The sequence below is a fragment of the Bacillus sp. FSL W8-0770 genome (genome assembly GCF_038008705.1).
Classification (GTDB): Bacteria; Bacillota; Bacilli; order Bacillales; family Bacillaceae_G; genus Bacillus_A; species Bacillus_A cereus.
Window position 1 is genome coordinate 3,536,368 of record NZ_JBBOZR010000001.1, and the last position, 12,792, is coordinate 3,549,159.

Genomic DNA, 12,792 nt, shown 5'->3' on the forward strand with positions numbered 1-12,792 from the left:
GCTTCCCCCTATCGCTTAGCTACAATTACTTGCGACAATAATTCTTCTACTTTTTCCTTCTTACATAAATCAGCTGAAAATGCTGTTGCACTCCCTGTTGCAACGCCGTATTGAAATGCCTTTTCAATATCTTTTGTCTGTTCATATTTGCCTACAAACCCTGCAACAAGAGAATCTCCGGCCCCAACTGAATTAATTACAACACCTTTTGGAACAGTCGCTTCATATATACCTTCTGCCGTAAATAATAAAGCTCCCTCTCCAGCCATCGATACGATAACGTGTTTTATACCTTGTTCAATTAATTTTCTTCCATAAGGTAAAACGTCCTCTACTGTTGAAAGCTCCACTCCAAACAACTCACCAAGTTCATGATGGTTTGGCTTAATTAAAAATGGCTTATTTTTAATTACATGCTGCAGTGCACTTCCACTCGCATCGACTACTACTCGAATACCTTTTTCAGCTCCGAGCGCTGCGATTGATTCATAAAAGGTAGTTGGGATAGATGCAGGTACACTTCCAGCTAGCACAACGCAATCTCCCTGCTTCATACTTTCGATTTGTTTCATTAATTGTTCAAATTGCTCATTTGTCACATTAGGACCTTGCCCATTTAATTCTGTCTCTTCTTGCCCTTTTATTTTCACATTAATTCGGGAATCTCCGTCTACTTGGATGAAGTTTGTCATTACGCCTTCCGCCTGTAATACACCTTTAATAAATTGACCGGTGAATCCACCAGTAAATCCAAGTGCTATATTTTCCACACCTAAACGATGGAGAACGCGAGAAACATTAATCCCTTTTCCTCCAGGAAACTTCATATCTTTCTCTGCTCGATTGACTGCGCCTAAATCAAAGGAATTAACTTGTACTACATAATCAATAGATGGGTTTAAAGTAACTGTATAGATCATTGTTTATCAGCCTCAATTACATTGGTTTGTCTTTTATATTTTTTTAAATCAATTTCTAAATGGTTTGTAATAATATTTGCTTCTTCAACATTTGCAATTTTCGCAAATGCAACTTCTGAAAACTTACTTTCATCAATTAAGAAATATCCTTCGTTTGCTAATGTTAATGCCATTTGTTTTAAGAGCGCTTCTTCTGGATCTGGCGTTGTAAAGCCAAGCTGTTCATGTACACCATTTGCACCTAAAAAACATTTATCAAAACGATACTTCTGCATACTTTCCTGTGCCATAGCACCGATTAAAGCTTTCGTCCTACTCTTCATCATTCCACCTAGTAAATACGCACGAATATTATTTTCAACTAAAGCTTCAATATGCATAAGTCCATTCGTAACGACAGTCACATCTTTATTTATTAAAAATGGAATCATTTCAAATGTTGTACTTCCTGCATCTAAATAAATACAATCACCTTGTTCAATAACGCTAGCCGCATAATTAGCAATTTGTTGTTTTATTTGAATGTTTTTGGATGATTTTTCAACCATCGTTGGTTCTTGCCCTTTTCCTGTTAAAACAGCGGCACCACCATGAACTCTTTTTAATAACCTTTGCTTTTCCAATTGTGCTAAATCACGGCGAATTGTCGACTCAGAGCTTTCTGTTCTTTCAACTAATTGCTGTAATTTTACAACTTTCTGTTCTTTTACAAGTTGCAATATCATTTGATGACGTTCAGGAGTTAACATTTTATTCACCTCTTCTTTGATTACAGTATAATGAAAACGGTCACAAAAATCAACCACAAACAATCAAAAATAATCAAAAACACCCATAAACATTTATAAACAGCAAAAAGAAACCTATTCGATTAAACAATCAAATAGGTTTCTTTTCTAAATTCACTTATAAAGAAGCTTTATATATACTTAAAACATCATCTTTATTTAATTTTTTAAAGTTACCAAATTCACCATACGCCATCGCTTTATTAGCCATTATATCAATTTCATTTTCTCCAATACCGTAATCAGCTAATGTTGCTGGCGCTTCAATTGAAGTCCAAAATTGACGCAGTGCCTTAATTCCTTCTAAAGCCACTTCTTTATCTGTTTTGCCATCTGTTTCTATATCAAATACACGAATAGCGAACTGTTTAAAACGACTTACATTTTCCTCTACAACATGTTTCATCCAGTTCGGGAATAAAATCGCAAGGCCACCCCCGTGTGGTATATCATGAACAGCAGAAACTGCATGCTCAATATTATGAGTCGCCCAATCTCCTTTTACTCCCATCGCTAAAATGCCGTTTAACGCCATAGTACCACAATATAAAATAGTTTCTCTATGCTCATAATTTTCTAAATCACTTAAAAGCTTAGGTGCTGTCTCAATTACTGTTTTTAAAACAGCTTCACAATAACGATCTTGTAGTTCTGTATTCGTTCCATGATGGAAATATTGTTCTAATACGTGCGACATAATATCTACCATACCGTAAATTGTTTGATCTTTCGGTACAGAAGTAGTATGAACTGGATCTAAAATTGAAAACTGCGGGAAAGTAACTGGGCTACCCCATCCATACTTTTCATTCGTTTCCCAGTTTGTAATTACCGAGCCTGCATTCATTTCAGATCCTGTTGCTGCAAGAGTAAGTACAGTACCAAATGGTAATGCCTCATTAGCAAATGTTTTTTTCGTTACAATATCCCATACATCTCCATCGTACTTACTACCAGCTGCAATTGCCTTCGTACAGTCGATCACACTTCCTCCACCAACTGCTAAAATAAATTCAACACCATTTTCTTTACAAATTTGAATCCCTTTCTTTACAGTTGATACACGTGGATTCGGTTCAACACCTGTCAATTCAAATACTTCTGCATTTATATCCTTTAAAATAGAAATTACATTATCATAAATACCGTTTCTTTTAATGCTGCCTCCCCCGTATACGAGAAGAACTTTTTTACCGAACTGTGGAATTTCAGTTTTTAACTGCTCTAATTGACCTTTACCGAAAATAAGTTTCGTTGGATTACGAAATACAAAATTTTGCATATTCCTTTACCATCCCTTCTATATGAAAAGCAACTATACTTTTGTATACCATATTTTTTTCATTTCACAAAAATATTTGCTTAATAAAAAAATCCCAGCCTACAGGCTGAGATTTTTTATTGGTAATAAGGTGAGATCATTAAGTAAACAATAACACCAGATAAACTTACATATAACCAAATCGGCATCGTCCAACGTACAATTTTACGATGACGTGTTAATTGATTTGTAAAACCAAATACAAGTGCAAACAATGCAAGCGGTACAATAATTGCCGCCAGGATAATATGTGTAATTAAAATGATGAAATACACATATTTAATGAATCCTTCTCCGCCAAAATGTGTTGCTGGCGCTAAGTAATGATAAGATAAATAAGAAACACAAAATAGCAACGTCGTTGTAAATGCTGCCAGGATGAAACCACGGTGCATTTTCACATTCTTCTTAATAATAGAGTATAGAGCTGCTAATAAGAATACGAACGTAAAGCTATTAAAAATTGCATTTAACATTGGTAAAATTGTTACATCAAAATGTAATTCTCCTTCATAGCCAACAGGTCCAAAGAACAAAAATAAAATAATCGCATTTACAATTACAGAAAGCGTTATCACAATAGGAGCATAGCTTTTCTGATTTGTTGATTGATCCACCAAAATGGTCACTCCCTCTTCCTTCAAATATGTATACGTAACCTCACTATTTTAACATACTATTCACAGTGTAAATGTGACAATAGTTTGACACAGCAAGATAAGACAAAGAAAAAATCCTTCTTAATAAAACTTCTTAAGAAGGATTTTATCGCTTTATTATTCAAATAGCAACGCGATTAGTTTTTGTTAAAAAATGTATCGCTATATGCTTGAAAAATTTCAGACACTTGATATCCCATTAAAGAAATTGCTGTTAATGAAAAGAAACCAATCATAAGAAATCGAAACCACATATAAATCTCCTCCTTGTATTAAGCTTAAAAAACATTCGCTATATTACAAGTTGAGTGGCACTCTTCATCGTCACTTTCCTTTTTCCTTACAATTGCTGTAATAAATCGAATCATAAAGAAAATAACAAAAGGAATTTGTTCGTAATTCACATTGGCATAGTTTAGCAACGGCTCGCGCTGCATATCGAACGGGGATGAGAAGGAATAGAACATACCTTGCTCTTCCATATATACAATTACAATTTTCATGCAAAATACGATTCCTAGAAACGAAACAATATCTTGCCATTCTGTCGTATATAACAGGTTATACAGCTCTAATACGTACTCTTCCATTATCATCCCCCCCTTCCTTTTTTACCATTTTGCTCGCCTTCGTATAAAAAGTCAAGAAAAAAGTTTATATCCACTATGACAATAGTAATTACTTGTTTCTATGATTATATATGATTCTTTTATAGCAATGACTGGGTGTAACTCTCTTCGAAAATTAGAAAATTAGAAAATTAGAATCGAACAGATTCCTCATTCTTACTTTTAGGATTCAAAACTGTGCTATTTTTATTTCTATTAAAAATAAAATAAGAAAGTATGATAAGAACAGTAACAAACATTGTTAAAAGTGCTTGTGAACGTAAAGTATCAATTGCGAACATCGCAACTAAAACTGCTATAATAGCAACAATTGTAACATACGTTACATACGGAAAAAGCCACATTTTCACTTTCAAATTTTGTTGTTCCACTTTCCCCATTTTTTTACGCATCTTTAAATGCGAAACTGCAATAACGAGATAAACTAGTAACGCAATCCCGCCAGATGCATTCACTAAAAACAAAAAGACTTTATCTGGAGAAATGTAACTAAACACAACGCCAATATAAGCGAAGAAAGTTCCAAATAAAACGGCCCGAACTGGAACACCACTACTGTTCAATTTCAAAAACGCCTTTGGAGCATCTCCTCTTTCTGCCATCGAAAAAAGCATTCTTGAGTTTGTATATAAACCCGAATTTAAACAAGAGAGTACAGCTGTTAAAACGATAAAATTCATAATTTGTGCCGCAGCTGGTATTCCTATATGTTCCAATACAGCTACAAATGGACTTTTTAATATGTTTGCTGAATTCCATGGCAGTAGCGTAACAACTACCACTATAGACCCAATAAAAAATACAAGAATACGCCAAATCACACTGTTTGTTGCTGTTTTTACTGCTTTTACAGGTTCTGCAGATTCACCTGCGGCTACCGCTACAATTTCTGATCCCATAAATGAAAATATAACGACAGTAATTCCAAGCAGTACCGAACTTATACCGTTTGGCATAAATCCACCTTGTCCAATTAAATTCGAAGTGCCGGGTGCTTCTGTTCCTGGAACAAATCCTAAAATAACAGCAAGACCTAGACAAAGGAACAAAATAATACTTATTACTTTAATAAAAGAAAACCAATATTCAAACTCTCCAAATGATTTCACCGAAAAAACGTTCGTCAGCGTTAATAAAATTGTTAATATTAAACTTAATAACCAAAGCGGTATTTGTGGAATCCAATATTGGATAATACCAGCACCTGCTGTGGCTTCTATTGCAATAACAATTACCCAAAAAAACCAGTATAACCAGCCTATTGTATAACCCGCCCAAGGACCAATCGCTTCTCTTGCATACGTTGCAAATGAACCACTTGTCGGATTAACAGCTGCCATTTCTCCTAGCATTCTCATGACGAAAATGACTAGAAGTCCTGCTAATGCATATGAAACGATAGAACCTGGTCCTGCCGAATGTACAACTGCACCACTTCCAACAAACAAACCAGCCCCTATTACACCGCCAATTGAAATCATTGTAATGTGGCGTATTTTGAGGTCTTTCTTTAGATTTTTATCCAAATCTTGTACATCCCCTTCCAAACTAAATTTTGAAATTTATGTAAGAGTACTGTGCGAAAGATTTTGTCCTATACTTTAAAATATATCAAAATATTCTGAATTCAACAATTAAAATTCAACCTCCTTCAAAAATTATTACATTAGGTTTAATACTTTCTCATACACAATTGTTGAGAAAATTATAGTCCTCTTACAAAAGAAAGAATTTTCAGATATCATTAAATAAACAAGATTATACATCTAGACAACTTTTTTGTATAGGAGTGTTGATATGTTAAACAAGTTCAAATTTTTTTGTTGTATTTTAGTAATGTTCTTACTTCTACCGCTATCCCCTTTCCAATCACAAGCAGCAAACAATTTAGGTTCAAAATTACTCGTTGGATACTGGCATAATTTTGATAACGGTACTGGCATTATTAAATTAAAAGACGTTTCACCAAAATGGGATGTAATCAATGTATCTTTTGGTGAAACTGGTGGTGATCGTTCCACTGTTGAATTTTCTCCTGTGTATGGTACAGATGCAGAATTCAAATCAGATATTTCTTATTTAAAAAGTAAAGGAAAGAAAGTAGTTCTTTCAATAGGTGGACAAAATGGAGTCGTTTTACTTCCTGACAATGCCTCTAAGCAACGTTTTATTAATTCCATACAATCTCTAATCGATAAATACGGTTTTGACGGAATAGATATTGACCTTGAATCAGGTATTTACTTAAACGGAAATGACACTAATTTCAAAAACCCAACTACTCCCCAAATCGTAAATCTTATATCAGCTATTCGAACAATCTCAGATCATTATGGTCCAGATTTTCTATTAAGCATGGCTCCTGAAACAGCTTATGTTCAAGGCGGTTATAGCGCATACGGAAGCATCTGGGGTGCATATTTACCAATTATTTACGGAGTGAAAGATAAACTAACATACATTCACGTTCAACACTACAATGCTGGTAGCGGGATTGGAATGGACGGTAATAACTACAATCAAGGTACTGCAGACTACGAAGTCGCTATGGCAGATATGCTCTTACATGGTTTTCCTGTAGGTGGTAATACAAATAACATTTTCCCAGCTCTTCGTTCAGATCAGGTAATGATTGGACTTCCTGCAGCACCAGCGGCAGCTCCAAGTGGCGGATATATTTCTCCGACTGAAATGAAAAAAGCTTTAAATTATATTATTAAAGGAGTTCCGTTCGGAGGAAAGTATAAAATTTCTAACCAGAGTGGCTATCCTGCATTCCGCGGCCTAATGTCTTGGTCTATTAATTGGGATGCAAAAAACAACTTTGAATTCTCAAATAACTATAGAACATATTTTGATGGTCTTTCCTTGCAAAAATAACAAAGTAAAACTATAATTAGCCCTCATCAATCGGACATTTATGGGCAATCAATGCAGGATAAAAACAACAATAGGTCCCTTTATAGGTCCTATTGTTGTTTTTTATTTATGAAAATTACTTTGTCACATCTAAAGTTTTAAGAAACTCTTTTCCATCGACCAACATCGCACGTTCCTTGGAATCATATTGTTAAATATTTTAGTTACTATTTTGCTTCAACACAAAAATTGAAAGTTCAGGTACACTACAAAATCTAACAGGCATCCTAGTAGTCCCAATGCCACGATTTACATATAAATATAACGGCTTACTCTTCCCCTCTACTTCATACATACCTTCAACGTAGTGCTCAGCTAGTTTGGTAGTAATTAACGGACCTACAAAAGGAATTTGGACTTGTCCTCCGTGACTATGTCCTGACAGTTGAAGATCAACTGGGTAACGATTTATTTTGGTTACAACATCCGGCTCATGTACTAATAACATGTTGAAATCATTTTGTTTCAAGTTTTTTAAAGTTGAATCTATTTTCGGCTTCCCTAATAGAAAATCATCCAAACCTGATATTATAATATATTTGCCGTTTTCCACTTTAATTTTCTGCACTTCATTTACTAATACAGAAAAACCAGCTTCTTCCATATATTTTTTGTAAAATAAACTACCGCCCCCGCCCCTATCATGATTCCCAAACACAGCATATTTCCCTAAGGGAGCGTAAATTTTCTGCAAAATAACCTTCGCTTCTTCTCTTTCCGCACTATAAGACCCAAATTTATCTATTAAATCTCCGGTAAAAACTACTATATCCGGATGTAATTCATTCATCTTCTCCACTAAATGTTCAAGTTGTTTCAGTGTAAACTCTGGTCCTAAATGTACATCTGAAAACTGCAATATTTTTTTATTATTAAACTCTTTAGGAATTGTAGAAGCTTCTATTTCATTCCACGTAACTGTTACTAGTTTTCGTTCTATTTCTGTCGCATAATAATACAAACTTACTGGTATCATTAATATACTTATAAAACTAATAATAAATATCTTTACGATTGATTTTTTTCGTTCTTTTTTTACATGATTCGTATTCATGTTTTCACCTCTAGAAACACTTTAAATCCTTATTGTTACATTCATGTGACAACATGAACAATATTATCAATATGTAATTCCCTCTCTATTCACTTTGACAATTTTATACAGAAGTCATAACATATTTTTATAATACATAGATTTTCGAAATTTTTTCTATTCATTCCATCATTTGATTACGGAGGGGTTATTCATGTCTGTATTTACACCAGAAGAAATTACGGAACTTGCTGCGAATTCAGGAAGGAAAAAAGCTCATTTATCATTGCTCCCTATGCTAATTCTTGGTTTTTTTGGTGGCGCTTTTATCGCATTAGGGTATTTACTCGATATTCATGTTATTGGGACAATGCCAAAATATTGGGGATCATTTTCTAGTTTTCTAGGCGCTGCTGTATTTCCTATTGGTCTTATTCTCGTTATTCTTGCAGGCGGTGAACTAGTAACCGGTAACATGATGACAGTTTCTATGGCCTGGCTCCAAAAGAAAATTACTTTATTTTATTTCATACGAAATTTAGTTATTGTTACATTTAGCAATTTCATAGGGGCTGTATTTGTAGCCTACTTTTTCGGTCATATCGTTGGCTTAACTGAGGGAGCTTTTTTAGCGAAAACTATTTCTATCGCTCAAGCAAAACTACAAGATACGCCATTGCAAGCATTTATTTCTGCAATCGGATGTAATTGGCTCGTTTGTTTAGCTGTTTGGCTCAGTATGGGAAGTAAAGAATTTATCGGAAAGATTATCGGTATTTGGTTCCCGGTTATGACTTTTGTTGCGATTGGATTTCAACACGTTGTAGCCAATATGTTTGTCATCCCAGCCGCGATTTTTGCCGGTCATTTCACTTGGGCTGAATATTTTCCAAACTTTATTTTTGTTTTCTTTGGAAATTTAGTAGGAGGTATGTTATTTGTAGCACTACCTTACTTCATATCTTATAATAAGAAACTACCTGCTCATCAAGAGAAGACTGAAATGAAGAACAAATCTCTGTCCGCTTAAATGGATGTCTATAAAGTGCCCTAAAAAATATTACAAATTTCATTTTTTTTGCAAATATATGTACGTACACTTGTTCTCGAATGTTTTATACGTTATAATAACAACTTAAATAGCATTATTTACATATGAGGTGAAAAACATGAACAAAACAGAATTAATTAAAAACGTAGCACAAAATGCTGAGATTTCTCAAAAAGAAGCTACTGTAGTTGTACAAACTGTAGTAGAATCAATCACTAACACTTTAGCTGCTGGTGAAAAAGTACAACTTATCGGATTCGGTACATTCGAAGTTCGTGAAAGAGCTGCTCGTACAGGCCGTAACCCACAAACTGGTGAAGAAATGCAAATCGCAGCTTCTAAAGTACCTGCTTTCAAAGCTGGTAAAGAACTAAAAGAAGCTGTAAAATAATGAAAAATATCCTTCTCATTTATGAGAAGGATATTTTTTTCATAACATAATTAATAAAAATCTGACCATTATGTTGTTTCTTTTGTTCTTTTATGCAAATAAAATCTTTACTTTCAAAAAAAGGTTTTGCGGTAATGCTCGCCTCTGTATATATCTCCCTATGCCCTAGGTTCACTGCTTCTTTTTCTAACTTCTGTAGTATGTATGAAGCGACTCTTTTCCCTTGATAATCTTTATGCGTAAATAAACGATCTATGTAACGATCATCGTTATAATCCCCAAACCCCACAATCACACCTTTATGATCCGCTACATAGCTAATATTCTTTTCTAAAGACTGTAACCAATTTTCTCTATCTAGTCGCTCCGGTGCCCACGCCTGTAGCTGTAACTCATTATAATCTTTTGCATTAACCGTATGAACTGTTTCATAGAACAATTGTAATACTTGATCTAAATCTTCTTTCTGGAATGTTCTAATTATAATATCTTTTAACATATATAAGTCTCCTTACGAAACTACCTCTTAACTTTTCTACTACATACGATTCTATATTTCTGCTTTATTATATCGTTTTAATTTCTATACGAACAAAAAAACAATACTTATTCAAGTATTGTTTTTTAATTCTATTCAATTACTTAATGTAGCTTTTTAAGGTTTTAATTTAACTCTTTGTAATCGTAATGCATTTAATACAACGGATACAGAACTAAATGCCATTGCTGCTCCAGCAACCCAAGGGGCTAAGAAACCTAATGCCGCAATTGGAATTCCTAACGCGTTATAAGCTAATGCCCAGAATAAATTTTGTTTAATATTTCTTATCGTCATTTTACTCATAAAGATCGCATCAGCAATACTATTTAAGTCACCGCGGATTAACGTTATATCCGCTGCTTCCATCGCTACATCCGTTCCCGTTCCAATTGCCATACCAATGTTCGCTGTAGCAAGAGCAGGAGCATCATTTATCCCGTCTCCAACCATCGCTACTTTCTTACCTTGTGCTTGGAGTTTTTTCACTTCTTCTGCTTTTCCTTCTGGTAATACTTCTGCAATTACGTGATCAATACCAACTTGCCCCGCAATTGCCTGAGCAGTTTGTGTATTATCTCCTGTAATCATAACAACGTCTAGACCCATTTTCTTAAGTCTTGCGATAGCTGCTTTTGAAGTATCTTTTACAGTATCTGCAACGGCCACTATACCAGCATATTCTTTATTGATCGCAATAAGCATCGCTGTTTTTCCTTCTCGTTCTAGCGCTTCCATCGATTTAGAAACTTCTTCAATATTAATATCGAATTTCTTCATTAATCGACGTGTACCAATTAATAATTGTTTCCCTTCTACAACGGATTCGATACCGAATCCCGGAATCGCTTCAAACGTTTCTGAGCTTGGGATATCAATTTTCTTTTCTTTAATTCCTTCTACAATTGCTTCTGCAAGTGGGTGTTCAGAATTTTTTTCTGCCGCACCTACTAAACGTAGTATTTCTGCTTCATGGAATCCATCTGCTACCATTACATCTGTTAACACCGGTTTCCCATTTGTCACTGTACCCGTTTTATCTAGAATAACTGTATCTAATCGGTGCGTTGCTTCTAAATGCTCTCCACCTTTAAATAAAATACCATACTCAGCCGACCTTCCTGATCCCGCCATAATAGACGTAGGTGTTGCAAGACCTAATGCACACGGACAAGCGATAACAAGTACTGCTATCATTTTCTCAAGTGCTCCGCCAAAATCACCAGGTGTAACAAATATCATCCATACTGCAAATGTGATAATCGCAATCACAACTACAACCGGTACGAAAATACCTGAAATTTGATCTGCTACCCTTTGAATAGGAGCTTTTGAACCTTGTGCTTCTTCTACTACTTTAATAATTTGAGCTAATGCAGTATCTCTTCCTACTTTAGTTGCTTTCACTTTTAAAAATCCATTTTTATTTATTGTCGAACCTATTACTACATCCCCAATTGACTTATCAACAGGAATACTTTCACCCGTTAACATCGATTCATCAATTGCTGACTTTCCTTCTACAATCTCACCATCTACTGGTATTTTTTCACCAGGCTTTACATAGACGATATCACCAGCTACTACTTCTTCAATCAAAATTTTTATTTCTGTTCCATCTCGCACAACTGTAGCTGTCTTCGCTTGTAAACCCATCAATTTTTTAATTGCTTCTGATGAGCGCCCTTTTGCTTTCGCTTCAAATAATTTACCTAAAATAATTAATGTAATAAGTACCGCACTCGTTTCAAAATATAAATCTGTCATATGTTTCGAAGAACCAATAGATTGAATACTTAAATATACACTATAGAAATACGCGGCCGACGTTCCAAGCGCCACGAGAACATCCATATTCGCACTTTTATTACGTAACGCTTTATAAGCTCCAACATAAAACTGTCCACCAATGATAAATTGAACAGGAGTTGCAAGTGCTAGTTGCACCCAAGGGTTCATTAACATATCTGGTAAATAAATAAACGACGTAAATGAGAAATGACTAACCATTGCCCATAATAATGGGAAAGATAAAATAAACGAAATAATAAACTTCTTCTTTTGTCTTTCAATTTCTTGTAATCGATGATCAGTTGATGCATCTTGATCATCTGGTTTCACTTCTAATTTATATCCTAGCTTCGTAATCGCGCTCTTCATTTCATTTACATTAACTTCATCATGATTAAAGTCTACTGTAGCTGATTCTAAAGCAAAATTTACTGTCGCTTTGTTCACACCATCTAACTTATTTAAACGCTTTTCAACTCTATTTGCACATGCTGCACATGTCATTCCTGAAACAGTAAATTCAGCTTTATCACTTACAATTCCATATCCTAACGCTTCAACTTTTTCTTTAAATTGTTGTAGATTTGTTTTAGTTGGATCGTACATTATTTTTGTTTTTTCAAGCGCAAAATTTACATTTGCCTCATGAACACCTTCTACTTTTTTTAGACCTTTTTCAATTCTATTTGCACATGCCGCACATGTCATTCCTGATATTTGAAGATTGGCCTCTTTTTGTTCATTCATGTCTC

Annotated in this window: 12 protein-coding genes; 3 read left to right on the forward strand and 9 right to left on the reverse strand. The window is 34.6% G+C overall.

Annotated features, from left to right (window positions below; all coding sequences use genetic code 11):
* Positions 1-8 precede the first annotated feature (8 nt).
* From pfkB to gabP, 6 genes are all read right to left on the reverse strand, one after another.
* Entirely contained in the window at positions 9-920 is a 912-nt protein-coding gene (pfkB, locus tag NST27_RS18130) for a 1-phosphofructokinase (protein WP_000640830.1), read from the reverse strand.
* Positions 917-1,669, reverse strand: a complete 753-nt coding sequence (locus NST27_RS18135; protein ID WP_047386661.1) for a DeoR/GlpR family DNA-binding transcription regulator — start codon at positions 1,667-1,669, stop codon at positions 917-919. Before NST27_RS18135 ends, pfkB begins: the two co-directional genes overlap by 4 nt.
* A gap of 157 nt (positions 1,670-1,826) precedes the next feature.
* Positions 1,827-2,990: an iron-containing alcohol dehydrogenase gene (locus NST27_RS18140; protein WP_001179092.1), complete on the reverse strand. Its 1,164-nt coding sequence runs from the start codon at positions 2,988-2,990 to the stop codon at positions 1,827-1,829.
* 116 nt (positions 2,991-3,106) lie between these two features.
* A complete protein-coding gene (locus NST27_RS18145; RefSeq protein WP_000228314.1) occupies positions 3,107-3,649 on the reverse strand; it encodes a DUF420 domain-containing protein in 543 nt (180 codons plus the stop codon).
* Positions 3,650-3,966: 317 nt separating this feature from the next.
* The gene (locus NST27_RS18150) at positions 3,967-4,284 is read right to left on the reverse strand and encodes a hypothetical protein (protein WP_103595474.1); all 318 of its coding nucleotides are present in this window, start codon (positions 4,282-4,284) and stop codon (positions 3,967-3,969) included.
* Positions 4,285-4,448: 164 nt separating this feature from the next.
* A complete protein-coding gene (gene gabP, locus NST27_RS18155) occupies positions 4,449-5,843 on the reverse strand; it encodes a GABA permease (protein WP_047386664.1) in 1,395 nt (464 codons plus the stop codon).
* 271 nt (positions 5,844-6,114) lie between these two features.
* Here gabP and NST27_RS18160 point away from each other — a divergent pair, with 271 nt between their 5' ends.
* On the forward strand, positions 6,115-7,197 hold the full coding sequence (locus tag NST27_RS18160) for a chitinase (RefSeq protein WP_000932444.1): 1,083 nt from the start codon (positions 6,115-6,117) through the stop codon (positions 7,195-7,197).
* A 199-nt stretch (positions 7,198-7,396) separates the two neighbouring features.
* On the opposite strand, the gene NST27_RS18165 is transcribed toward NST27_RS18160, so the two are convergent.
* Complete coding sequence (locus tag NST27_RS18165; RefSeq protein ID WP_001095343.1) at positions 7,397-8,290, reverse strand: metallophosphoesterase; 894 nt, start codon at positions 8,288-8,290, stop codon at positions 7,397-7,399.
* Between the two features lie 193 nt (positions 8,291-8,483).
* Between NST27_RS18165 and NST27_RS18170 the strand changes: the two genes are divergently transcribed.
* On the forward strand, positions 8,484-9,299 hold the full coding sequence (locus NST27_RS18170; protein WP_000110537.1) for a formate/nitrite transporter family protein: 816 nt from the start codon (positions 8,484-8,486) through the stop codon (positions 9,297-9,299).
* Positions 9,300-9,438: 139 nt separating this feature from the next.
* Positions 9,439-9,711: an HU family DNA-binding protein gene (locus tag NST27_RS18175; protein WP_001043904.1), complete on the forward strand. Its 273-nt coding sequence runs from the start codon at positions 9,439-9,441 to the stop codon at positions 9,709-9,711.
* A 19-nt stretch (positions 9,712-9,730) separates the two neighbouring features.
* On the opposite strand, the gene NST27_RS18180 is transcribed toward NST27_RS18175, so the two are convergent.
* Positions 9,731-10,210 (reverse strand): GNAT family N-acetyltransferase, encoded by a 480-nt coding sequence (locus tag NST27_RS18180; RefSeq protein WP_000910157.1) that lies wholly within the window; start codon positions 10,208-10,210, stop codon positions 9,731-9,733.
* A gap of 156 nt (positions 10,211-10,366) precedes the next feature.
* Positions 10,367-12,787 carry a heavy metal translocating P-type ATPase gene (locus NST27_RS18185; protein WP_001005322.1) on the reverse strand — a complete coding sequence of 807 codons (2,421 nt, stop codon included), beginning with the start codon at positions 12,785-12,787 and terminating at the stop codon, positions 10,367-10,369.
* Positions 12,788-12,792 lie beyond the last annotated feature (5 nt).